Consider the following 25,826-nt stretch of genomic DNA (forward strand, 5'->3'; position numbering starts at 1 on the left):
TGAAAACTACTAAATCTCGATATTCACTTTCATATCCAGCCACTTTTCGAGCGTTTCTTTTACCTGCTGTTTTTGTTCTTTAGGCAAATTTCCGATTCGGGTGCTGTGGCTTCCTTTTGGTTTTACAATTTTCAGGAAATTGGGTTTGTTCGGGACTTCAAATGCCGAAGCCGACCACGGATCCCACTCCCCGTAAATAAACAGCATTTTCGCATCGGTTTTTTTGATGAATTTTTCTACCTCTTTAGCGGTCTTTTTGTTGTATTTAATGGCTAGTTCGGGCAGGTAAATGCGGTTCAGCCAACCTTCTGCACTTTTAATCGACAAATAGTCTTTAAACGGTTCTACATCGTAACCGTAATAACCCAATTCGTGCGCCGCCTGCACAAAGAATGATTTAAAAACTTCCACACCTTCACTCGATAAGTACATGGGCGACGATACTTTAACCAACTCCGCAAACAAATCTTTAGCCGGTGCATCCAGTGGTGGAATATCATCCAATGAATTGTCGTATTGCCAAAATCCGTAAGAGAATTCGAGTACTACATAATCCAGCATCTCGTTGTTATTTAGCAGCGGATGCAAATTCTGATCCTTGAAATATTGCTCAAGAAGAGGCAGGTAAGTCTCACGGTTTTTGAGAATTTGCAGTTGGAATGCCTGTACTTTTGCCCGGCCTTCCGGTGTTCCTGTTGTATGGGCAATAAACGGCTCATGTCGGCCATCCTCAACACCAAAGTTAAGTGGCGCCACATACGGTACCGAAACATCAACATCGTTGGGGTAAAGCCAGCGGTGATAGGCTGTTGTTTGTCCGCCTTTGCTAATGCCGGTGCTTACCCATTTCCCCGAATAATATTTTTTCATCATTTGAATAATGTGGTGATGATCGGCAGCGGCATTACGCACGGTCAGGTAATTCCAGTTTAAAGGCTCCGGCATCGATTCGCCAAAATAACGATGATCCATGCAAATTTGATTGGCCCCTAAAATCGGGCATAGCTCGTTTATATAATTTGGGTTTTCAGAATAGCCGCCGTTGTAGCCTTCGGTAATAAAAACTACGGGCTGGTCAACACCTTTGTCGGCGATCAGCACCCGTTGCAAAAATGTTCCTTTCGATGAATCGGAATGATCAACAGGCTGCTCCACCATTATTTTGTATTTAACTGCAAAAAAATCGGTGCAGTTCATTTGTTCAACACTTTTAACCTCGGGTTGACTCTCGAGAAAGGCTTTTAGTGTGGTTTGCGAAAAAGTTACTGCCGAAAGCAACAGCAGAACCAGTAACAGTTGAAATTTCTTCATGAGTTTTTTGAATTATGCATTGGCTCTGGTTATCCAAAACCGTTTTTTGTACATTTGATTGCAATTAAAAAATAATATTCAAATTAAATTATGAGGAAAGCCATAATCTTTTTGATTCCTGCTCTGGTGTTGGTGTTTCAAACCATCGCTCAGGAACTTCCCCGCGTTGAAATGAAAACCGTTCTTGGAGACATTGTGGTTGAAATTGATACCATAAATGCGCCGCTAACCGCAACAAATTTTCTACAGCACGTTAAGGCCAATACCTATGAAAATGCCTGGTTTTACCGTGTGGTGCGAATGGATAACCAGCCTAATAATGATGTGAAAATTGAAGTAATACAGGGAGGAATATACACCGAACCACGTTTTGAGACTATAAAACCAATTGAACACGAAACAACCGAAACCACCGGAATAAAACACCTTGACGGCACACTGTCGATGGCGCGAATGGAGCCGGGCACAGCATCAACGGAGTTTTTTATTTGTGTGGGCGATCAGCCGGAGTTGGATTTTGGTGGCAAACGAAATCCTGATGGACAGGGTTTTGCCGCTTTCGGGCAGGTGGTTTCGGGAATGGTGGTGGTGCGTAAAATTCAGCAACAAAAGGATGAGCAGCAAACGCTTGTGGAAAAAGTAAGGATTAAAGAAATGCGGGTGCAGTAAAACAGCAAGGATGAGTAACGCAGAAATAAATACTCTGGAAACCGAACGTCTAAGTTTAATCGAGATCGAAGCGAAAGATCTTGAAAAGCTTCATCGGCTGCATTCTATGGCCGAAGTGGATGAATTTAATACGCTTGGCATCCCGCAATCGATAAAAGACACCGAGCAATTTTTACAGCAACAGTTGGAGGCCAAAAGAAAAACTCCACGCAGTTCGTACATGTGGAAAATTGTATTGAAAGAATCAGGAACTTTTATTGGTGTGGCCGGATTTTCATTGTCGAACAATAGGTTTAAGTTGGGTGAAATTTACTATAAACTTGATCCGGCATATTGGGGAAACGGTTATGCAACGGAATTGGCAAAGAGACTGGTGTTGCTGGGATTTAACACTTTTTGCTTACACAAAGTGGAAGCAGGTGTTGCCACCGAAAATATAAAATCTGTAAAAGTGCTCGAGAAAATTGGAATGACCCGCGAGGGATTGCGCCGAAAAATTTTGCCCATACGCGGAGAGTGGAAAGACAATTACCATTACGCCATTGTTGAGGACGATCCGCGCGATTATTGAAAAACATTTAAAGGTATACGCAACCATTCCGGTTTTGCCTCCATCATCTAATAAACATAAATCTCAACAATTAGGCCGTATGAAAAAATTGCTTTTGCTTCTGAGTTTATTTGCCATTCTATCGTGCTCAAAAGACACCCCGATTGGTTTGTGGGATGATAACATAAAACTGTCTCAAAAAGAAGTTGAATTTGATGCTAAGGAAAATACCATTGTCATAACCACGGAAGGAGCGTGGTGGTGGATTGATGCTCTGAAGCTTAATGGTTCATATATTAATATTGATGACATGGACACTGCCGCTGATAACTTTGTGATTGAAGAGCCTGAATTTAAGATTGAGCGAAAAAACGCCACTGAAATTCATATTTCAATGAGCGAAAACCTAAGTGATAATAAGAGGGTGTTGATTATCGGTCTTGAAGCCGGTGATTATTTTGACGGCATTAGGGTAACTCAATCCGCACATTAAAGAAAGTTTGTTTCAAACACATTCACCTCTTTAATTCCTGAACTTTTATCGAATCACAACAAATGCTTGTCCTTAAGGGTTATAGATTACTAAAAAAGGGCAATGAAAAAGATGATTCAATTTATAGCTAGTGTTGTACTACTTGCATTTGTTAGCTGTGCAGATAAACCCACCATTGAAGGGCTTTGGATAGTTGAACGGGTAAAAGTCGGCGATCAGGAAATGACTCCAAATGCACGGTGGATGCGTTTTAATTCTGATTTCTCACAGCAATCAGGGAACGGATGGTTGCAACATTCTTACGGAACATGGAACTTTAATGCAGAAACAAACCAACTATCGGTTGTTAATGAAAACGGCATAAAAGATCCGGCCGAACCGTTTAAAGTTACTTTGGAAAACGATCGGATGACCTGGAAAAGAAGTGAAGATGGGGAGAGTGTTGAAGTAACTTTAAAACGCTCGGATCATCTGCCCGCAACGTATGGCGACGAACTTCTTGGTTTATGGAAACTGGAGGATGCGGTTGGCGATGGAGATTATTTCGGGACAGAGGATGCAAAAGTTGGTAAAGCCAACATTTTCTTTCGTTGGGATGGCCGCTTTGATATTCGCTCCGGAAAGGGTAGAATTCATGGGGTTTACAATGTTCATGGTCACAAGCCAGAAGTGGAGTTAATACCATACGGAGACAATGTGAACAGAGCTTTTTGGACAATCGATTTTAACAAAAATAGAATTACCCTGCAGTTATTAAATTCAGAAAACATTGTAGAACGAAAATTTAGCCGGATACACGAATTTCCGGAATAGAAAAGGGCTGCCTTTCAGGCAACCCTCTTAAGTGTTTATCTTTGGTTAGATTCGTTATGGTAAAGTCAAAACCTCAACCGATGAATCCCATGCATACACATCAGGAATAAAGTGTGTTAGCGTTACTGAAATAACATTACCGTCAATGGTGCCGCTACCTTCAACATATACTTCGCCGTATTCATCGTCGTAGTACCATGCAGGTTGGGCATTCACGGTTACATTCGTTCCGTCCACAATGAAAATAATATCGTAACCACTTTCATACAAGCCTATTGTTTTGTACAACTGCACTGTGCCAAGGCTGGCTTCGTACATCTCAGGTTGCAATACCTCGCCCCAAAATGGCGAGTCGAATGTTCCCGTGCCAATTGCTGTGAAATCAAGTTTAAGTGTAGCTTTGTATGTCGTTGTTCCAAAAAACTCCGATACCGTTGCATCGCTTAAACTCAGGTTAAAATTAAAAGTAACACCCGGTGCAATTCCGGTAGGAGGTACCAGCGGAACAATTTTGGCATAAGCAACTGTTTCACCATCATTAAAAGTTACCGTATTGCTTTCCAACTCAAAAACGCCATCAATGTTATCGTTTGGTTCAAGGCTGATGCCAACCGTTTCTGTTCCGGTTCCATCAGTACGCACAACCTGAACGTTTACTGAATAATTGTTTTCGGCTGTAAGGAGATTGTTGACCACGATGGAAGAGCTAAAAGCTACATACGCATCGGTTTCGTAAAGTTCTCCGATATTGTCCTGGTCGCATGCTGTTAAGGCCAGAACAAAAACCAATAGTGCTAATTGTATTTTCTTCATAATCGTAATTTTTAATTGTCAGCCCATGGATTTTGATCACTCACCTCGTCCATATTTTTATTCCCGTCAAATTCCGATTGTGGTATCGACATCACAAAATCAGGATATTCCGGGTCGAGTGTATTGCGCGACAGTAATTTTTGCGTGTGGTTACTGCCTTCGAAATCGCGCGAGAAACCCGTTTTTAACCGTTTAATATCATGAATACGGCCTACCTCGCCCCACAATTCAATGCGTCGTTGCAGGATAATTTCGTCGAGTAAGGTTGATGAACCTCCAAGCGGAGTTGTTGGGCCGTTTGCATCGTTTACGGTTAGTGTACTGGCATCTGTCAATCCTGAAATATCGTAATTCGGATCGCGTTCTTCCATCAGTTCTGTAAGAATGGTTCGTGCTTCACCAAATCGGTTTTGCATACAAAGTGCTTCTGCTTTTATCAACATCATTTCTTCGTGACGCATCAGAATATAATCGCCCAAAGCATTTGTAGGATCTGAGAAACGGAATTTAAACTGGTTGTAACTCAACTGAGTTCCCAGTGGTTCATCTACTTCCAGCGGGCCGTTCCACCACATTTGTTTTCTTACATCGGAGTCCGCCATTTGGTCGTATAACCACGAGCTCACACATTTTCGTGCGTTTTCGGCATACGATGATGTACTGGCATCCATGTGTCCAAACAAGGATTCGGTGTCAGATATTTGCTCGGCAATAATTTGCAGGCCCCAAAGCACTGCTCCTGCGTTGGCATCGTTAAATCCAAAACCGTTTGCCAGATTCTCGCGCGAAAGCATTGTTGTACCTCCGCTCATGGCCATTGTAGCTGCCGATTCGGCGGTTGGCCAATCTTGTTTTTCCAGGGCAACCTGCGCTTTTAATCCGTTGGCCACGTAATAATCGATATGCGACGGATGAATTCGTGGTGCTGCCACATCTGGATCAAGCAATGTTAATGCCTGCTGAAGATCAGCATCAATTTGTGTGTAAACATCTGCTACCGTTCCTCTCGGACTTCCTTCCGAAGCGTTGGTAGTTGGTTCGGTATAAATTGGAACTCCCGGAGCATTTTCGTTACCCACATAAGTTTGCTGATAGAAACGGATAAGACTGAAATAAGCATAAGCACGCAAAGCGTAGGCCTGCCCGATAAGGCTGCTGATCTCCGATGGTGCACCGGTTAAAACATCCTGTGATGCAATAATTGAGTTGGCATTTGAAATTACCGTGTAGTAGAAAAACCACACCGAATAAGGACGGCCGCTTTTGTGTGTATAATCCGATTTTACATTGTACATATAATCGAACCAGAACCATCCGCTACCACCTTCGTTTTGTACCATATCGTCGCCCATAAGGTCGTAGGTAAGCAAAAATGCTGTAACTCCGAACTCTTCGTCGGCCCAGTTTACCGACCACTCGTCGGCCACGTACATGGCGCGGTAAATTCCGTTAAGCGCCACATTCGCTTTCTGAACATCGGAGAATAAAACATCTCCCGATGTACTGTCTGTAGGGTTTGTGTCCAGTTCATCCTGGCAGGCAAATCCTGCAACCACCAGAAATAACAGGATAAGGATTTTATCTATTTTCATGATCTGTTTGTTTTAAAATTTTAATTCAATTCCGAAAAGACTCGTTCTCACCGGAGTGTATGAAAAATCTGTAGTTCCGGTAAAGTCAAACTGCGGATTCATTCCGTCGAGATGAGAGAAAATGGCCAGGTTGTCGACTGCCACATAAGCACGCACACTTTCGATACCCACATTTTGCAGAATGGTTTTAGGAAGTGTATAACCTACCGTAATATTCTTGATTGAGAAATAAGAGGCATCGATCAGTTGGCTGTCGGTAAACGGACGCGAGAAACCGGTTCCGTTTTGAATGCGCGGAATATCAGTTACATCGCCGGGTTTTCTCCAGGCGCGTTCTACATTTGCTGCGTAGTTGGTACCGATGTAAATCGGGTTCATCAGGTTTGAATAAACACTCTCATACACTTCTCCTCCAACCGAGAAAGTGGTCATGAACGAAACGTCAAAGTTTTTGTAGATTTTGAAGTTACTGCCAAAACCACCGTAAAAGTCGGGGATACGGCTGCCCGATATCCGTTTACTTTGCGACGCTTTCTGGAAATCATCAGAAAGATAGGAGTCGCCGGGTTTTCCATCAGCATCAAGGTCGTAAACCCAGTACAGCTGCGCTCCGGTAGCCGGATCCACTCCGGCAGATTGTGCCAGGTAGTACGAGTTAATTTCTGCACCTTTTCGCTGAATAATATTACCGTTAACAATTTGATCTGTTTCGCCATCCAGCTCAACAATTTCGTTGCTTAAAGTGGTAAGGTTAAGGTTGGCATTCCAAACAAAGTTCGGATTGGTGATGATATTCAGGTTCGCATTGAACTCAAAACCTGTGTTCAGCATCTCGCCAACATTGGCCCAGTAGCTGTCGAAACCAAGCGATGTAGCCATTGGTTTTTCCATAAGCATATCCACGGTGCGGCGGCGGTAATATTCAAAACTAATATCAAAACGATCGAAAAGAACGGCATCAACACCTACGTTAAAGTTGTTGTTTTCTTCCCATTTAATCGATGTATTTTCAAGCGATGAAAGTAGCGCTCCATTGAGGTTGGCATTGGCCCAGTCGAGGTTATAAAGCGACTGCCAGCCATAATAAGTACCAATATTGTCGTTACCCTGTTTTCCGTAACTGGCTTTCAGTTTCAGGTTGTCGATGAAAGTCATTTCTTGCATAAAACTTTCTTCGCTGATACGCCAAGATCCACCAACCGACCAGAAGTTACCCCAGCGGAAATCTTTGTGGAAACGCGATGAACCATCGGTACGGAAACTTGCCGAGAGGTAATATCGGTCAGCAAAGTCGTAAGTAACATTGCTCAGGAACGATTCGATGGAATAATTATCCTCGAACGAAGTAAGTCCCGAAGTGGTTGATCCCGGAGCCAGTTCTTTAATTCCTGAGTAGGGGAAGCCCGATTTTGAACCTTCCAGTTCGTTAATGGTAAGTTTATAAAACTCGTGACCAGCCAACACCTTAATACTATGTTTACCAAAGTCTTTTTCGTAACGCAACAGTTGGTTAATGGTGTACGACAGGCTACGGGTGTTCGTTTTATCGAGGTAACCGCCAATATTGGCTGCATTACCAAAATCAGGATTCCAGTATACGGTTTGATTGGTATTTATGTAATCGAAACCTACGTTTGTGGTAAATGATACTCCGTCGAAAGAACTGCCAAGTCCAATACCCAACAGATTTAAATGGAATCTTCCCGACAGGTTGTCGGCAGTAGTTTCGTAAGCATCTTCATACAAAGTTGCCACAGGGTTCCAGTTCGGGTTGGCACCCGACGGACGGGTTAAACCATAGTCAAACTGTTTCTCGCCTGTTTCCGAGAGTATAGGACTGCCATTTTCATCTTGCAGATAAACCGGGTAAATAGGTGCCATAAACTGCGCCGAATACCAAACGTTAGAGTTGGATGTGGTACCATCGTAACCCAGGTAATTGGTTTCTGTTTTTGAGAAGTTGACATTACCGCCGTATTTAAACCAGTTTTTCGGAGTCAGCTCTGCGCCAATTCTTCCGGAGATACGTTCGAAATCGGTGGTTTTCAGCAAACCTTCATCTTTTAGGTAGGCTACTGATGCGTAAACCTGCGAGTTATCGGAGCCACCATTTATAAACAGCTGGTATTCCTGACGTGTTGCATTGTCGTTGGTCACTTCATCAAGCCAGTTTGATTCGTAAAGCAATTTAGCCGAAGGATTAACCCGGCCGGTTTGCGGATCGATCAATTCTGAAACGGGCATATTGTATGGATTGTACATTTCGTTGGCACCAAAAATACCGCTGCTTCCTCTTAAGGCATCAACGGCCATTGGGCCGGCCAAATCAGGATGAACACCATCGGTGTAGATCAACGCATTTTTATAACCCTGGAACGAAGCTTCGATAAAATCGGCGGTGCCAAGTGTTTCGTATGGTTTAATAGCACGGTTCGAAAATCCGTAAGTGGCTTTTAGCTCCACCGACAATTCTTTCGACTGTCCTTTTTTAGTGGTAATCACTACCACTCCGTTGGCACCTCGCGATCCGTATAGCGCACCGGCCGAAGCATCTTTCAAAATGGTCATCGACTCAATATCGCCCGGATTTATCGAGTTCAGGTTACCATCGAAAGGCACACCATCAACTACATACAGCGGATTGTTGCTGGAGTTAATGGAGCCAAAACCTCGAATAACGATTTCCGCTCCTTCGCCGGGTTGTCCGGTTCCGGAGGTGGTTTGAACACCGGCTACCTGTCCTTCCAAAGCCTTCGAAATATCGGCAACGGGCCGCTTTTGCAGCATTTCGTTGTCAACCACCTGGGCCGAGCCTGTAAACGATTCCTTTTTAGCAGTACCGTAGGCCACAACCATAACTTCATCAACACCAATTACATCAGGTTCAAGTGTAACGTTGTAAACCATAGCATCGGTGACGGGTACTTCCTCGCGTTTCATTCCAACAAAGGAGAAAATAAGGATTTCATCGACAGGCACGGTTAACGTATAGTTACCGTCCAGGTCGGTAGTGGTTCCGGTAGTAGTTCCTTTTACGGCAACCGAAACACCGGGAATGGGTAGTCCATCTTCGGATGAAGTAACCGTTCCCCTAATTTGCTTTGTTTGGGCGAATAGTATTCCCACTCCACAAAACAAAGCCACAACTAATAGAAGTAGTTTTTTCATATGATTCAAATTGTAGATGTTAAACTATCATGTGGAACGTGCATTTCTCTCCTTGCTTTAGGGTAAGAATGTCCATGATCGTTTCACCGATAAAACTTATATTCATACTCAAGCGTTATTACCCTTCGCTTTTGTAATTTCCAAAAGAAAACTCCCGTCGGGGAAACGGGAGTTTATTATCTGCCAGCCGGCCAGATAATTGCACTTTTTACATTTTAAATGCTGTTTAATTCTGTTTCTATGTAAAAAAAATGGAGTGCCGCTGTTAACGTTTCTAATTCCCCGAATCCCCTGTTTAATGTTGTTTACGTGCCGGTTTGAGCTGTTTAGCGTTTGCCGGATTTTTAGCTTTTTGATCAAACTTACAGAATGCTGCAATACGCCGTAATTTTTATCAACCAACGGTAAGCACAAAGCTATAAATGGAAAAAAACGGTAGATATGAGAACAAAAGCCGAAAAGGATGTTGTTGACAGACATAAAAGGGGTATTGGCAGACGAAAGAATGTTGGTAACCGTAAAACGGGTGTGTTTCGTGGTCAATTTTAAATGGATAAGCCAAATTAACGATTCATATAGATTTGCCGAACCTGCGAAATGTATGGTGATAATATTTTTTGATGTATCATAAAATCCATTATTTTTAAATCCATAATGAATTATAGTGCAAAATAAGCGTTTGTCGTAAACGCACACTTCGATAATCCTGTATATTGAAGGTGTTATAACTTCAGGGGTACATATCCGATAATGTTTGAAAAATGAAGATTAGAAAAGTCCAAAAATCCGATAATAAACAATTAGCCGATTTAATAAGAGCAGCTTTTATTGAGTACGATGCTCCGCGGCAAGGAACTGTCTTTTCCGATCCAACTACCGATAACTTGTATGAGCTGTTTCAGAATGAGAAATCGGTTCTCTGGGTAGCAGAGAAGGATGGAGAGATATTAGGATGTTGCGGCATTTACCCTACCGTTGGTTTGCCCAAAGGCTGCGCTGAATTGGTAAAGTTTTATCTGTTGGCAAAAGCCCGGGGAAAAGGTTTGGGCACGGTATTAATGGAACAAAGTATCGAGTCGGCAAAAGAACTGGATTATTCCGAAATATACATTGAAACCTTGCCAGAGTTTGATAATGCGGTGGGAATGTACGAACGGGCAGGATTTGAACAACTGGATAAGCCATTAGGTGATTCGGGGCATACGGGCTGCGATATTTGGATGATTAAAAAACTTTGAAACATAAAAAAGGCGGGATAAAATCCCGCCCGGTTAATACTTTAAGCCGCGATGCCGGCAAATGCTTCTGCCAGTACATCGGGGTACATCTCTTTAAAATTTTCATAACACCAGTTGCGTAAGTTCTGCAACTGATCGGGCTCTACCCAGTTAATGCATTTGGATAACTCTTTACTGAACAATTCTTTGCTAAAACTAACTTTGGGTAGAATTACTTTTGCGTATTCTAACATGGCTTCTTCTTTTATTGTTCGTTACTAAAAATAACATCCAAAATTGAATAAAAGTATGCTGTAAAATATCCTTTAACACTAATTAACGAGTCTTTTTCAGCGATCATATTCTATTACGCTGAGCATGTGTTATTTAGATCGGTTCTACCTAAATCATGTTTCAGAACATTTATTTTTGTTAAACTTTTAGCAGTCAAACATTAGTCGGCCGTTAGCATGTTTTTTACAAATTGGGCAACCGAATCGGCGATTTTTACCTCCTCGTTAAATGAACTTACAAAGGCACTTCCGATAATGGCTCCGCTGGCATATTTACAGGCATTTGTAAAGGTGGCATTATCCGAAATTCCAAACCCGATAAGGCGCGGATTTTTGAGATTCATGCTCTGAATGCGCTCAAAATAGTCCGCATGGAAATCTTCCACTTTTTTGCCGGCACCTGTTGTCGACGACGATGACACCATGTATATGAATCCTTTGCTGGCATCATCTATTTGACGAATGCGTGCTTCCGACGTTTGTGGCGTAATCAGCAATATGTTGTGCAGGTTGTTCTGCTCAAAAATAGTTTTGTAGTTTGCTTCAAACTCATCCAACGGGAGGTCGGGCAGGATAGTGCCGTCAATGCCAATTTCGTTACACTTTTGGCAAAACTTTTCTACGCCATATTGATAAACCGGATTTAAGTATCCCATTAAAACCAGCGGTATAGAAACCGATTCGCGAATGGTTTTTAATTGTTCGAAAAGCACTTTGATTGACATGCCGTTTTTTAAGGCAATTTCGCTGGTGCGCTGAATGGTTGGTCCGTCAGCCGTAGGATCGGAAAAAGGCATGCCAATTTCGATGAGGTCGACGCCATTTTTTTCCAGCTGCTGAATAATTTCAACGGTATCGTTCAGGTTGGGGAACCCGGCAGTAAAATATACCGAGAGTATGTAAGCTTTTTTTCTTGCGAAAAGTTGATTGATTCTGTTGTTCATGATAATAGTTTTAATAGAACGCAGATTACGCTGATTTTGCAGATTTTCGTTGATAACTATCTGTGGAAATCAAATAAATCTGTGTTGTCAGTGTTCGTTTTTTTAATATCCAAAATAATCCAGGTAGGTTTCCATATCCTTGTTTCCACTGCCCGAAAGGTTAATCACATTCACATCATCAGGATTCATTTTTATTTTATCCAACGCCGCAAGTGCGTGAGCTGATTCCAGTGCCGGAATAATGCCTTCTTTTTGTGTTAGCAGCAACACTGCCTGTAAAACTTCCTCGTCGGTGGCAGCCAGAAACTTTGCTCGACCAGTTTTAAAAAGGTGCGCATGTAATGGCCCGATTCCCGGGTAATCCAGTCCGGCAGAGATGGAATATGGTTCGGTAATTTGTCCGTCCTCATTTTGCATCAACACGGTTCTGCTTGAGTGTAACACTCCGGGCGTTCCAACCGTTAAAGTTGCTGCAGTTTCATCGGTGTCGACTCCTTTTCCGGCAGCTTCCACTCCGATCAGTTCCACCTGCTCGTCATCCAGGAAATGATAAAAAGCACCTGCGGCGTTACTTCCTCCTCCCACACACGCCAAAATACGTGTCGGGAATTCCGATCCGGTTTGTTCCAGCAATTGCTTTTTCATTTCGGCACTGATAACCGATTGGAAACGTGCAACCATATCGGGGTAGGGGTGCGGGCCAACCACCGAGCCGATAATGTAATGCGTGTCTTCCGGATTGTTGATCCAGTCGCGCATAGCTTCGTTGGTGGCGTCTTTCAGTGTTTTGTTTCCACTGTGCACCGGAATTACTTCGGCACCCAGCATTTTCATTTTTTTTACGTTTGGTGCCTGGCGCGATACATCCAAAGCTCCCATGTAAACGATACACTTTATTCCTTTCAGTGCACAAACCGTTGCAGTTGCCACACCGTGCTGTCCGGCACCGGTTTCGGCAATAATGCGGGTTTTTCCCAGTTGTTGTGCCAAAAGAATTTGTCCGATGGTGTTATTCAGCTTATGCGATCCCGTATGATTCAGATCTTCCCTTTTCAGGTAGATTTTGCTGCCGTAATGCTCCGAAAGCCGGCTGGCATAATACAGCGGCGACGGACGCCCCACATAATCTTTTAACAGCTGATCGAATTCTTTTTTGAATGCTTCTGATTCTATAATTTCAAGGTAACGGCGCTTGAGTTCATCAACATTGGTGAACATCATTTCGGGTATCCATGCCCCGCCAAATTCGCCGTAATATCCTTTTTCGTCTACTTGATATTTCATATGATTAAAATTTATCGATTTTAATTTCCCCCTGTCGTCCGTCAGCTGACGGACTCCTGTCCCCCTGGGGGGACAATCGAATCCCGGTTTGTCGGGATGAGAAGGGGGGATCATATTCTGATTTCTTCAATAAAATGTTTTAGTTTTTCAATGTTTTTTAATCCGGGCTCGTCTTCAAAACCACTGTTCAGATCTACTCCTGCCAGCATCGGATGATTTAACTCTTTTATCTCAGCTACATCATCAGGACCAATTCCGCCACTTAGAAAAAAGGGTGTATTCCCGGTGTAATTTTCCAGGATCTGCCAGTTGAACTTTTTACCCGAACCACCGTGCTCTTTGGTTTTGGTGTCGAATAAAAAATAATCCACGTTTTCCTCATAGGCAGCTGTTGTCGCAAATTTAAAATCATCATCCATAGGGAAGGCTTTTAAAACCTGCAGCCCCTGATTTTTTAACAATCCACATGTTTTGGGATTTTCCTTGCCATGCAATTGAATGTATTCAAAATCGAAGTTCTTTGCCAGTCCCAGAATTTCAAACGCATTCTCGTTTACAAAAACACCCACTTTAGGTCTGTCCGATTGAAAGAGTCCGGCATCGGGTGTGTCACCTACAAATCGTTTCGACGGGCCGTAAAAAATATAGCCCAGCAGATCAACTCCAAGCGCTTCTACCTGTTCCCGATTTTGGGTGAATTTCATCCCGCAAACTTTTATTTTTAGATTTTTTGTCATCTCTTCATTTGTTATGTTTCACCCCTTTAATCCCCTCAAGGTGTGTGATTATTAATCTCTAAGCTCCCCAATTAACTTCTTACACGCTGCGCCGGGATCACCCGTTTTCATAAAAGTCTCACCAATCAGGAAGCCTTTAAATCCATGCTCTTTCAGGTAGTTGATCTCGGCAGCTCCTGCCAAACCACTTTCCGATATTTTTACAAATTTGGCCGGAATAAGTTGCGAAAGCTCCACCGAAGTTTCAACGCTCACTTCAAAGGTCTTCAGGTTGCGGTTGTTTACGCCCACAACATCAACGTAGTCGTTTACGATCTCCAATTCTTCGGCATTGTGTATTTCCATTAAAACATCCAGCCCCAGTTCTTTGGCTTTTTTTGCCAGTTCCAGTGCCTCTTCTTTCGAAAGACAGGCGGCAATTAAAAGAATCACATCGGCACCAAAAGCTTTGGCTTCCACAATTTGGTAGGTGTCGATCATAAAATCTTTTCGCAGAATCGGGATATCAGGATTGGCTTCACGTGCTTTCGCCAGGTTCGCCAATGTGCCACCAAAATATTCAAAATCGGTAAGTACCGAGAGACACGAAGCGCCCGCAGCGTTGTAGGCCTTGGTAACTTCTTCCACTTTTGCCGAAAAATTGATTTCACCTTTTGAAGGCGATTTCTGTTTGAATTCGGCAATAATTCCGGAAGCACCTTTTTTCAGCAGGTTTTCTTTTAGCGAATTACACTTTCGCGTAAAACCCGGGTATTTCTTTAGTTGCTCAATGCTAACCACTTTTTTTTGCGCAGCTACTTCCTCTTTTTTTGTTGCTACTATTTTATCAAGAATATTCATTGTCTTTTATTTGTTCTGCCTTAAAAGGATTTGTTCGTAACTGCTTCCATCTTTTTCAACGCGTTTCCGCTTAGTAAAGATTCGCGTGCCATTTCAACACATTCAATCAATGTTTTATCAGGGAAAACAACATGCAAACCAACGGCTGCGTTGGCAAGAACAACATTGGTTTGTTCGGTAGTACCTTTGCCTTTTAATACATCGATAAATATTTTTGCGGCATCTTCTACCGATTCGCCACCGTAAAGTTTTTCAGGCTCAAGCTGCTGCATTCCAAATTCTGATGCTGACACCAGTTTATCTTCCGATTTTGTTGCAAAGTGCGTGTCGGCAGTCAGCGAAATTTCGTCATAGCCATCAACACTGTTTACAATGGCAAAGTTAACATTCAGTGTTTTATACACATTCTTGTAGTAATCGAAATTTAAACTGTTATTTACTCCAAGCAACTGATATTTTGGTTCCGACGGGTTGATCATCGGCCCAAGAATATTAAAGAAGGTTGGCACTTTTAAGGCCCTGCGAACCGGAGCAATGTGTTTCATGGCGGGGTGGAAGAGCGGAGCATGTAAAAAGCAAAATCCTCCTTTTTCCAGATCGCTTTTTAGTTTGTCGGTTTCGTTACTGAATTCGTAGCCCAGAAATTCCAAAACGTTTGATGAGCCGCTGTTTGAAGTGGCGGCATAATTGCCATGTTTGGTAACATTCACACCTGCACCTGCAACAACAAAACACGAGAGCGTAGAGATGTTGAACGTGTTTTTGCCGTCGCCACCGGTGCCCACAATATCGATTGCGTTGTAGTCTGACAGATCAACTTTTTTGCTAAGTTCCACCATGGCATCGCGAAAACCTCCCAGTTCTTCCGACTGCAAAGGACGCATTTTAAAAACGGTGAGAAATGCAGCGAATTCAGCTTCAGAATAAAGGCCTTTCCCAACGCCGGTTAAGGCAGCTTTTGCTTCTTCGCGCGTGAGTGTGTTTCCTTCAAATAGGTATTGTAATGTTTCTTTCATATCTAAGTAATTAGTATTGAGATTTGAGTAGTGAGTATTGACTCAATTAGTTATGCGAGATTTGTTTTAAGCCTGATCTCATTTCTCACTACTTTGTACTATTATCTGAATTCAACCAGTTCTCGATCATTTTTTCGCCCATCGGAGTGAGTACCGATTCCGGGTGGAACTGCACACTTTGCACATCGTATTCCTTGTGCTGCATCGACATTACCAGTCCATCTTCGTCGTAGCTGGTAACTTCAAAACATTCGGGCAGTTGTTCATCCTGAACGATCCAAGAGTGGTAACGGCCCACATCGAAAGATTCCGGTAATCCCTCAAATAACGGCGATTTAATTCCGGTTTGTTTTACGGGGGTGGCAATTCCATGCAAAACACGGTTCATGTTGTGCAATTTCCCACCAAAAGCTTCGCCAATAGCCTGGTGACCTAAACAAACGCCCAGCATACTTTTCTTTGGTGCGTAGGCTTTTATAATGTCGAGTAAAAGACCTGCTTCTTCAGGAATCCCCGGACCCGGAGAAAGAACGATCTTGTCGTATTTGTCAATCTCTTCCAATGCAATCTGGTCGTTGCGAAACACATCAACCGGCTGGCCGGATATCTTTTTTATGGCATGTACCAGGTTGTAGGTAAATGAGTCGTAATTATCGATAACTAATATCTTCATCGTTTCAAGTTTTTAATTAATTCCTTTAGCCATTTCAATAGCTTTTTTCAAAGCAGCCAGTTTGTTATTCACTTCCTGCAATTCACTCTCTTCCTGCGAATCGGCAACAATACCTGCACCCGCCTGATAAAACAGCTTTTTGTCTTTGCTCAAAAACGAGCGAATCATAATCGCATGGTTCACCGAATTATCAAAACCAAGATAACCAATACAACCGCCGTAATAACCACGGTTCTGGTTTTCGTATTTGTCGATCAGTTCCATGGCTTTATACTTTGGTGCACCCGAAAGTGTTCCGGCAGGGAAGGTTTCTCCCAGTACTTTTATCAGGTTGGTATCTGGGGTAATTTCTCCCGAAACCTGCGAAACCAGGTGAATAACATGCGAAAAGAATTGTACCTCGCGGTACGTTTCAACAATTACATTATCGGCGTTTCGGCTTAAATCGTTACGGGCAAGATCAACCAACATTACGTGCTCGGCATTTTCTTTGGGGTCTTTGCTCAGCTTTTCTGCCAGCTCACGATCCTGATCATCATTTCCGGTTCGTTTAAAAGTGCCGGCAATGGGGTGAATGTATGCTTTGTTGTTTTTAATTCTGATTTCAGCCTCAGGACTCGATCCGAAAATACTGTAAGTCCCATAATCAAAATAGAACAGGTAAGGCGATGGATTTATTGAACGAAGTGCGCGATACACATTAAAATCGTCGCCAACAAATTCCTGCGAGAACTGGCGGCTCAAAACGATTTGGAAAACATCGCCACGGTAGCAGTGCTCTTTGCCTTTGGTTACCATGTGCATGTATTCTTCATCAGTGATATTCGATTTTTCTTCGCCGCGGACATCGAAACTTGCCGTTGAGAAGTTGAGGTTCACCAACAAGTGATGCACGTAATCCATTTGCGACTCTTCGCCTTCCAACAAGTTTTCTACAATGTGGATCTGGTTTTTGTGGTGATCGATGGCAACTACATATTTGTAAAAGCTGTAATGTACTTCCGGCGTTTGGTATTCTGCGGTTTTTGGCGACGAAAAACGAATGCTTTCGAAATGTTGAATGGCATCGAAATTCAGGTAGCCAAATAAACCGTTGGCCGGCAATTCAATTTCATCCGAATCAACATTAAATGTTTTGAAGAACTTGTCCAGCTCATCGTGCAATTTCTTTTCGGGAGAAAGGCCAAAGTTTTCTTGCGCACGGCCCGGCAAATCGATGCCAACCTCGCCGTTTGTGACTTTAAAATTGGCAATTGGGTTAAAAGCAATAAATGAGTAAGCATTTTCAACTCCGTGGTAATCGGAGCTTTCCAGCAATATCGACTTAGGATAAAGCGTGCGAAGTCGTAAATAAATGCTAACCGGAGTTACGGTGTCGGCAAGTATTTTACGTACGACAGGTTTAAAATTGAGTTTTTCCATTTTGTTTTTTATGTTTTGTTCTTTGTTTATTTTTTTGCCCCCCTTTATCCCCCGAAGGGGGAAATTTCCTCTCCGCCAACTGGCGGACGGTCAGGAGGGGTGTTGTTATATTCTGGCTAAAACTAAAAACGGCTCACCGTGAAATCCGATGAGCCGCTTTTAATTTATGCAATGACGTATCCTCTCTTCACGATATTTGTAAAAAGTTGCTATGCCACCACCAAATGTTATTGTTTGTTCTCATAATAATTTATCTATTAAACAAAAAAACCTGCTTTTGTTAGAAGCAGGCCTGTCATATCTTTAAAAATAGCAATATGGCTCTTAACTCCTAACTTACGTAAGAAGACCCCACCACGGAAGCCATATTGTATTTATTTTTTGCATTTTTTAATTTTAATCTTCTGCAAGAAAAACGTTTTTTTTGAAATATCAAAATATTGTTGACAGAAGCTTCAAAAAACTATTTCTCAAATAAAGTTGGTTTAACAATTAGTTAGCCAGGGTGAAACGGAAACTCACACCAAAATTAGCATTGGTTGTACGGTATGATAGCGAAGTAAACGGATCATTAATAATACGATCGTAATAAACACGCATTTCAAATTTATCACTCAAACGGTAGTCGGCATAGGTTTTTAAGGTAAAGTTACCTTGTCCTGCCGTAATCTGGTTGCTGTCATCGTCTAATTGGCGTAAAATTGTTTTTGTTTTACGGTACGAAATATCAGCGCGAACATTCAGATCGTTCGAGTAAGCCTGTTGCGAATTTTTTGTTTTAATAATCAAATCCATTCGTGTAAATCGATAGCCTAATCCTATAGTATATTCATTGCTCAGAATTTCGGTTAGCTGGTTGTTCGATAACGACAGGTTTAGGTTGCGTGAACGTTTGATATCTCCACGTGTAGTCAGGTCGCTTAGCCACATAATGTCGATATTAATCAGCGGGTTGAAAGCTTCAACAATACTCACGCTATTAAAATCGTAGGCCGGAACAAAGTTGTCGGCCAGGTCGCGCACCATGGTGTAGCCATCTTCGGCAGCAATAAAATTCAGGTTGGTGGCGTACGAACCAACGTTGTAGCTTGAACGGTAGGCATGTTGGAAATTCAACGAACGCATTACTTTATTCAGGCCCGGAATTCGCGAAACCATTCCTTCGTAACGAATACTCCAGTTCGGACGGATATATTTTAATGACGGGAACATTCCCAGGCTAACCTTTTCCGGATCTTTACCTTGATATGCCGCAAGGAATGCCGGAACAAGAACTTCCACCGAGTTTGGTCCGTAACCATCGGGGTATCCCGGATAGTTTTCGTTCGGAGCATTCGGATCATAACCTGCACTTGTGCCACGCTGTTGAGCCAGACGTCTGGCTATAGTGAGGCGGTTCTCTTTCATTTTTTCGAAAGCATCAGAGCTGGTTACTTCTTCTTTTCCTATTTTAAAGAAGGCAGTTCCCAATGTTAGTGTCGACATACTAAAGTTTCCGCTTTCGGAATAGCTGTTGGCAACAAAACTACCGGAGTTTGTATCGTAATTGTAGAACTCAGTAATATTTTTCGATATCGAGCGGTTGGCATTGATGTCAATTCGCAAATCGGGCAGCGGTTCCCACAATGTACGCAAATTAATCCGCTCGTTTTCCATAATCTGGAACGGTTGATTTAACGTTGAGTCGATGGTTAGCCAGCCATTTTCTGCCGCTTTTAATGCAAAGTCGCGGTCTTGCCAGCCAAATAGGAATGGAAGTCCCGGAGCCAGCTTCGGATCGGGTATTTGCGTTCCCCATTGCGGATCGCCATTAAATTTACCTGTTCCAAACAATGTTGGTTCAGGCAGGAAGCCCGGCAAAACAGTACCTCCGTTTTTGCTGTAGTTCACCGTGAATGTACGCACTCCAATCACCATTCTTGTGGTCAGGTCCAACATGTCTTTCATGAATGACTGATCGCCCCGTTTTCCTGTAACGGTAAGCATGGCCTGCTGCACATCAACCGATGGAACAAACTCGATGGTATTGGCATCAATAATATTAGTTCGTCCCGGAACAGTTTTCCCGTTCACATCAGTAACCAGAACTTTTACTTTTTTGGTATTTAGCTTGTGGGCAAATTGCTGGCCCTGATCGGCCGTAAATCTTGCACTTCGGCTAAACGTTTCTTCCTGTTTTCGTTGCAGTGGTTCGGTTTGCTGGTTTGTTCTTCCTCGTGTACTCCGGCTGTTGAGGCTGCCACGCCCGCGACCTGTTCGTCTGAATTTCTGGTCGACCTCTTTAAAATAAGGCACCTTGTTAAACAGGGTTTGGAAATTAGCATTACCGGTAAGCGTAAGGTTGCGCGAGTTGGTAATTATGTTTCCAATGTTAATGTCATCGTCGGTTAACGATCCGGCTATCCACTCGTAAGTTCCCGAATAGCGAACAGTTCCGCTCATAAAATTTAATGCACGGATACTCCGGAGTGGCACCTGGTAAGTGGCATTAAAACTGTGATTGTATATTGTTGGCCGTCCTAAATCCCAGAGGTTGGTAAGAATCGAATCGCGTTTCCATTCGTAATCGTCGTCGTTTTTATTAATCCGTCCTTCGGGTTCATCAATTCGTGAAGTACCGCGTGATGAGAAATCGAACTTCAATGACCGGGTAACATCGTAACGGATATCGAGGTAACGGTTCCAAAGGAAATCCTTATCGAAAGTAGCCGGCAGAATCAGGTTCGGATTGGTAATATTCCGTGACTGGCGCTCGTGGTACTTACGGAAGAGATCGGTACGATATGAAATTTGTGTTGGCAGCGGATAGAAATTAAAGTCGCCAATTAATTTTAAAGGCCCCTTTTGCAGCAGCTGAACTTTGCTAAATGGCTGAATCAATTTTGGCCGGCTGCTGTAATTGTACGAGAACATAAAACGGTGCGTTCTGTTCACGTTGTACTCCGTTGTAATGTTTCGTTTCGATGTTTCGTTGTAAGAATAGGTAACGGCAAAATTTTCCGGATCCCACAAATGTGTTTTCTCTTTCTGGCGCTGTGGTTCCACTTTTACGTTGGTAAAGTTGAGGCTTTTTCGTTCAATCACATCCTGCGATATGTTTTTTATCGAATCCTTCTCGCTGCCGGTTCGGGCATGCGATAGTGATTCTTTTAACTCGATATCCGGATTTACCGGGTCGTATTTTGGTGTTGCTGTACTGTTGGAGTAACCGTAGTACATCGGAATCCGAACACCGGCCCGTTCAGGGAAGAAGCGACCCCAGTCTATTGATGCCGACACATCGATTTCATCCAGGTCGTCTATCATCCTGTTGTTAATATTCTCATCAATACTTCCGAAACCCGCAGTACGTTTGCGCCCGGCAACCACCACGCTACCCAGGTCGGCTAAACGTGTTGAAACACGTGCATTAGCTGCCCATCCGCCTTCATCGTCAAAATCGGTAAGGCGTAATTCGTTCGCCCAAACAATTACTGATTTTGGCCCCGTATTTACCTGCCCCCGCTTGTTGCGAACACCCATCATCATTACCTCAACATTACCCAGGTTAGGGCTTCCTTTTACTTTCACCCGGTTTTTACCGTCGTTCCAGCCAGGGTGCGAACCTTCATAAACATCCTGCATTGAAATGGATGAGCCTTCCACTCTTATGGCATCGTTGCGTTCCAGTTTCAGGTTGGTAAATAGTTCGAGTGGAATATTAATCCGGTTTTGATCGGGCCAAACAATATAACGGTCGCTTTCAATATCTCCATTGTAAATGCCTTCTGGAGTAAGCGTTAATGGCACCTCGTATTCGTAATAGTTGTAATTGTAATCCGATCCCAAACGAATAAAGAAATACAGTTCATCGTCTTCCAGCGGGTATTCTTCAATTTCTTCGGCGTGCACATCCATTTTCAGGGTTTTGTACCTTCTGAAATCCATGTACAACGATTTGTATGCCGCACGTGCGTCGCCTGTTTCCAGCTGGGTTACTTTCATTTCAATCGACTGCTCGTTTAGCTGGCGCAGCTGCGGGTTGGCTGGGTCGATTACCCGTGATACTCCCGGAGGCAAAATGTAGTTAATCGGTGAACGGCCCGAATTTTCCTCAATACTTACTGCCGAAATATCGAATTGCGCATTTGGTGAGGGAGTTCCGCCATTTTCCAGAATATCGCCGGTGTATCGCCGCCAATCGGCACGAACAAGGTCGAGTGTGGCAAAACGCATAACGGCAGAATCCTGGAAACCGTGCATGAACATTCGCATAAAACGAATGGAACTAAAATCGTTGATGCCACCAATTGCTGCATCAGGTTTTGTTACCGGAATCTTGAACTGGTACCAGGCAGCTTCTCCTGTTTCACCATTTTTTAACTGAACAGGTCGGCTTCTTTTATCAACAATGTAGTTTTGCCCAACAACCATGTCCTCTTGTCGAATACTAACCTTGTATTGAAAATAGCGTTCGTATTCATTGAGTGTATTGTCATCATTAATGTCTTCGATGTCAGGCAGTGTAGTTGCTGACGTAGGATAGCTTTCCGGCGACATTTCGGTTGTTGGCGAGTTGCCGTCGGGACCGTTGTATTGTTTATAACGTGCTAAAATGCTTAATTGATCCCTGTCGTAATCCGATCCGCGGAAATAGTGGAAGTTATCTGAGGATGGATCGTCCAATGCTTTCAGGTAAACCGCGTTATTTACTTTTAGCTCCAGTTCCTGCAGGTATTGCTGGAAATGAGATTGTTCATCGTCATCGTTTAATCCGTCAAAACCAATATCCTGGTATTCGCGCGAATTTACTGTGTTATCAAAAGCATTTACCAGCGATTGTTGTGTTGATACGCGTCCCCAAATGGTGGTGTCGACATTGCTTAGTTCGGCAGATGTTGGCAATCCATTCTCAAATGATTTACGCGAGTCTTTTAATATATCCTCTGATATTTCTCCAAGGTTGAAGTACAGGTCTCCTCCGTTTTCCATTGGCTCAAGAGGACCCCAGTCTTCATCCGGGTCAACGAACGGGTCCATCATCCAGAACTCGATGTACTCGATGTTGGCATTTTCAAAGTCGCTGGTTTGAATTTCGCGCATAATACCACCCCAACGCGACTCAGGATCGCGTAAAGTTCCATCGGGGTTTACACCTGCCGCATGGCTGGAGTTACCGGTGTCGTAGTTATACGGACCACGCTCTGTTGGATAAAAAGCCAGGTCGAGTACGGCAATGTTTGTTGGTTCGCCGGTTGTAAATTCACGTTCCGGAAATATCTCTTGTTCGAACACCTCGCGTACCAGGTGGTTCGATTGTAAATCCCGGTCATCTTTTATATAATCGGGAGTAAGCGAATTGTTTCTCAAAAACAAGGGGTCGATATTGTACCATGCCAACTTTGCACGGTTCATCCCGTATTCGAGCGAGTTGTTCAGGTTGGCTTCCGGGAACAAATTGTCCTGGTTTTGTGGCGTACTGGCCAGCATCCACGCCGAGCGGGTTCGCATATCGATGGCTGTTTTTGTCGACTCAAAATCATCAATATAAACTGCTCCGTCAATCGATTTTGCACTTCCCGGAACCAGTTGGGCAAATTCTGCCTCAACGTCAATTGATGAAGTGGCGGTTGTACTATAAAACGGAAGTGCGTCCAATGCTTTGGTAATAAAAGGCGCTTCGGTGTTGTAGCGGGCATCCAAACCGTAAATCAGGTTCGAAATCGGATCTTCACCATAATCCACTTTTTCGGTTAGCGGGCGTTCGTTCATCCACAACATGGTTGCACCGATGTTAAAATTATCGGAGAAAGCGTAGTTGGCATGTGTTCCCATCAGGGTTTTGCGCTGCATGGTAAACAGGTCCTCGCTTTCGGTTGCCACCTGAATGGGCGTTCCTGCTTCCAACAATGCCTGGTTAATAATTTTTACCCGGCCCAGCGTGTAGTCAACCGTATAATCTACATTTTCGGTAAGCACCTGTCCGCCGGCAGTAACTGTAACCGAACCTTGCGTAACATTTAAAGTTCCCAATGCAATATCGGAACTTGACGAACCTTTGTAACTACCGGTAAGCCTGAATTTATTGTGCTCTGCATCCTGTTCTGCTTTTACCTGGGTTGAATCGTATAGCGTTTGGAAAGTGTATCGTTCAATATCGGACTGATTTTGCAGGGAATCGGCCAGGTGACTTCCGAATGGTTCAACCACCGGGAAAATAATACGGCCCGAGTTGGCGTTAACCGTAATGCCCGGAACATAGTCGAATACCCCGTCTTTTGTTGGGTCGAGCTGCGAGTTGAGCATGTCCAGACGCATTACTTCAAGAAGGATGTGCCCCTCAATGCGTGAATCAGGCAGGTAATTAATGTAAGTTCCTGTTGAATCGTTTTGGTACACCACATTCAACTCAAAATCGTCGCTGGTTAACTGGTAGGCATTCAGGTTATAAATGTTTTTCATCATCAGGTTCCAGGTTGGTTTTCCCGGCGACAAATTGGTGCCTTTCAGCAATTTCATAAAAAGCGTTTGCGGCGCATCAATACCATCGGTTGAGAATTCACCCACCTGAAAAGTTTGCCCGTTGTAGGTGAAGTTAAAAGCCACTGCCAAAACTTCATCGGTATTTAAAGCACTGTTTAACGAAATATATCCCAATTGTTTATTGATGGTAAATTCAGAATCGTTCAGTTTGCGTGCCTGCTCAATTTTTTCAAAATCGGTTCCTCCTTTAAAATCATCCTGAAACTGAGACATTACGTTGGTAATATTCTGCACCTGACGCACGTCGCTGTAAGTGGTCTTCATTTCGTTGTAAAGACCGTTGGCTTCGTTGTTCGGAAAAACATTTTTAGGGTAGGGCAGCCCGTTAGTTTGCTGAAACTCCGTAACAGGGTTGTAAATGTGCGGATCGTGTTCGGCCAAATCCTGAAAAGCCAGGATGTTTCGCGAATCGTCGAAATCGTTTGATTTGTTGGTTACCCACACTTCTACTTTGTTAATGGTGATGGGCGAACGTGGAACAGCCGTACTTTGTAACCATTCGTTATAGTGATCGCGGAAATATTGTGCGAGGAAAAAGTGGCGGTTGGCATCGTAGTTGGCTGCCGAAATATCGAAAGTAGCCACTTGGGCACCTCCTTCGGTTTCCACGGTTCTTGATTCACCGCGGTGTTGTGAGAACAATGTGGTAAGTGTAAGTTTCCCGAATTGCATTTCGGCTTTAACACCAAACAGGTTGGAGGCCCCGGTTATTAACGAACCGTTTAAGGGCAACGACACATTACCGGCTTCAATACGTTGTAGAATTTCATCTTCGTCGCCGGTGTACTCCAGGTTCATTTTGTTTTCGTAATCAAAAGTAGCCTCGGTGTTGTAGTTCACCCGCATATTCATTTTTGTACCGATCTGGCCGGTAACATTCATCTGAATTTTCTCGTCGAAATCGAAAGTCGGAACTTTTCGCAAGCGCTCGGGAATCGACGGGTTTTCGGTTTTATTTACCTGGTAACCAAAACTAACTTCAACATAACCCTGTGGTTGTATATTGATGGTGTTTCCTCCGAAAATACGGTTGAAGGCCTCGCTGCCAATTGTCAGTTTGGGCAGCAGTCCGCCGCGGGCATCAACCGATTCCTGATGTGTTCTCATTCGCCAGTAATCCTGAATCGATTTGTCGAAATCATATTCGAGGTAATCGTCGAGCGACATACTTTGCGGCAAACGGTAATTCAGCGATCCCACCTTTTCGTAGAACACGTACTGGCCGGTAATAGGGTCGTACTCAATTTCGTATTTTATGTTGCTGGGCTTGTTGAGGTATAATTTCGCGGAATCCTGATCGGTATATCCAAAAGCCGGCTGGTCTTTAAAAGGATAGGGTAATGTGCCTGTTGTATCTATTTCCGGCACTTCCTGAGCTTCTCCGTTGAAAGGAACTGAAAGGGCAAAAAATACAAATAGAATGAAGCATATTTTAGGTAAACTTCGGCTAAGTGTCATTTCATTAAAAT

18 protein-coding genes are annotated in these 25,826 nt (G+C 43.3%); 5 read left to right on the forward strand and 13 right to left on the reverse strand.

The genetic code is table 11. The annotated features are described in order from the left end of the window. Nucleotides 1–9: 9 nt before the first annotated feature. Nucleotides 10–1,311 (reverse strand): S28 family serine protease, encoded by a 1,302-nt coding sequence (locus tag LH29_RS05060; RefSeq protein WP_045026382.1) that lies wholly within the window; start codon nt 1,309–1,311, stop codon nt 10–12. A gap of 90 nt (nt 1,312–1,401) precedes the next feature. Here LH29_RS05060 and LH29_RS05065 point away from each other — a divergent pair, with 90 nt between their 5' ends. From LH29_RS05065 to LH29_RS05080, 4 genes are all read left to right on the forward strand, one after another. Further along, entirely contained in the window at nt 1,402–1,980 is a 579-nt protein-coding gene (locus LH29_RS05065; protein WP_045026383.1) for a peptidylprolyl isomerase, read from the forward strand. A 10-nt stretch (nt 1,981–1,990) separates the two neighbouring features. After that, a complete protein-coding gene (locus LH29_RS05070) occupies nt 1,991–2,551 on the forward strand; it encodes a GNAT family N-acetyltransferase (protein ID WP_045026384.1) in 561 nt (186 codons plus the stop codon). Nucleotides 2,552–2,630: 79 nt separating this feature from the next. Beyond that, on the forward strand, nt 2,631–3,023 hold the full coding sequence (locus LH29_RS05075) for a hypothetical protein (protein ID WP_157493571.1): 393 nt from the start codon (nt 2,631–2,633) through the stop codon (nt 3,021–3,023). A 102-nt stretch (nt 3,024–3,125) separates the two neighbouring features. Beyond that, on the forward strand, nt 3,126–3,836 hold the full coding sequence (locus LH29_RS05080; protein WP_045026386.1) for a hypothetical protein: 711 nt from the start codon (nt 3,126–3,128) through the stop codon (nt 3,834–3,836). 54 nt (nt 3,837–3,890) lie between these two features. Here the strand turns inward: LH29_RS05080 and LH29_RS23650 are convergent, their stop codons facing one another. The 3 genes from LH29_RS23650 to LH29_RS05095 are packed head-to-tail and all read right to left on the reverse strand — an operon-like array spanning nt 3,891 to nt 9,409. Beyond that, nucleotides 3,891–4,649 (reverse strand): hypothetical protein, encoded by a 759-nt coding sequence (locus LH29_RS23650; RefSeq protein ID WP_052670608.1) that lies wholly within the window; start codon nt 4,647–4,649, stop codon nt 3,891–3,893. Nucleotides 4,650–4,660: 11 nt separating this feature from the next. Continuing rightward, nucleotides 4,661–6,241, reverse strand: a complete 1,581-nt coding sequence (locus tag LH29_RS05090; RefSeq protein ID WP_045026387.1) for a RagB/SusD family nutrient uptake outer membrane protein — start codon at nt 6,239–6,241, stop codon at nt 4,661–4,663. A gap of 12 nt (nt 6,242–6,253) precedes the next feature. Next, nucleotides 6,254–9,409, reverse strand: coding sequence for a SusC/RagA family TonB-linked outer membrane protein (locus LH29_RS05095; protein ID WP_082063417.1), 3,156 nt, complete (start codon nt 9,407–9,409; stop codon nt 6,254–6,256). 761 nt (nt 9,410–10,170) lie between these two features. Between LH29_RS05095 and LH29_RS05105 the strand changes: the two genes are divergently transcribed. Beyond that, a complete protein-coding gene (locus LH29_RS05105; protein WP_045026389.1) occupies nt 10,171–10,647 on the forward strand; it encodes a GNAT family N-acetyltransferase in 477 nt (158 codons plus the stop codon). 41 nt (nt 10,648–10,688) lie between these two features. On the opposite strand, the gene LH29_RS05110 is transcribed toward LH29_RS05105, so the two are convergent. From LH29_RS05110 to sov, 9 genes are all read right to left on the reverse strand, one after another. Beyond that, nucleotides 10,689–10,880 carry a hypothetical protein gene (locus LH29_RS05110; RefSeq protein WP_045026390.1) on the reverse strand — a complete coding sequence of 64 codons (192 nt, stop codon included), beginning with the start codon at nt 10,878–10,880 and terminating at the stop codon, nt 10,689–10,691. Nucleotides 10,881–11,080: 200 nt separating this feature from the next. Next, on the reverse strand, nt 11,081–11,863 hold the full coding sequence (gene trpA / locus LH29_RS05115) for a tryptophan synthase subunit alpha (protein ID WP_045026391.1): 783 nt from the start codon (nt 11,861–11,863) through the stop codon (nt 11,081–11,083). Between the two features lie 102 nt (nt 11,864–11,965). Further along, the gene (gene trpB / locus LH29_RS05120) at nt 11,966–13,147 is read right to left on the reverse strand and encodes a tryptophan synthase subunit beta (protein ID WP_045026392.1); all 1,182 of its coding nucleotides are present in this window, start codon (nt 13,145–13,147) and stop codon (nt 11,966–11,968) included. Nucleotides 13,148–13,257: 110 nt separating this feature from the next. After that, nucleotides 13,258–13,884: a phosphoribosylanthranilate isomerase gene (locus LH29_RS05125; protein ID WP_045026393.1), complete on the reverse strand. Its 627-nt coding sequence runs from the start codon at nt 13,882–13,884 to the stop codon at nt 13,258–13,260. Between the two features lie 51 nt (nt 13,885–13,935). Continuing rightward, on the reverse strand, nt 13,936–14,724 hold the full coding sequence (gene trpC / locus LH29_RS05130) for an indole-3-glycerol phosphate synthase TrpC (RefSeq protein WP_045026394.1): 789 nt from the start codon (nt 14,722–14,724) through the stop codon (nt 13,936–13,938). Nucleotides 14,725–14,744: 20 nt separating this feature from the next. Beyond that, the gene (gene trpD / locus LH29_RS05135; RefSeq protein ID WP_045026395.1) at nt 14,745–15,740 is read right to left on the reverse strand and encodes an anthranilate phosphoribosyltransferase; all 996 of its coding nucleotides are present in this window, start codon (nt 15,738–15,740) and stop codon (nt 14,745–14,747) included. An 88-nt stretch (nt 15,741–15,828) separates the two neighbouring features. Further along, complete coding sequence (locus tag LH29_RS05140) at nt 15,829–16,413, reverse strand: anthranilate synthase component II (protein WP_045026396.1); 585 nt, start codon at nt 16,411–16,413, stop codon at nt 15,829–15,831. A 12-nt stretch (nt 16,414–16,425) separates the two neighbouring features. Then, the gene (locus LH29_RS05145; protein ID WP_045026397.1) at nt 16,426–17,835 is read right to left on the reverse strand and encodes an anthranilate synthase component I family protein; all 1,410 of its coding nucleotides are present in this window, start codon (nt 17,833–17,835) and stop codon (nt 16,426–16,428) included. Nucleotides 17,836–18,327: 492 nt separating this feature from the next. Beyond that, complete coding sequence (gene sov, locus LH29_RS05150) at nt 18,328–25,815, reverse strand: T9SS outer membrane translocon Sov/SprA (protein ID WP_045026398.1); 7,488 nt, start codon at nt 25,813–25,815, stop codon at nt 18,328–18,330. Between the last annotated feature and the right edge of the window lie 11 nt (nt 25,816–25,826).

It is taken from the genome of Draconibacterium sediminis, from assembly GCF_000949475.1.
Classification (GTDB): Bacteria; Bacteroidota; Bacteroidia; order Bacteroidales; family Prolixibacteraceae; genus Draconibacterium; species Draconibacterium sediminis.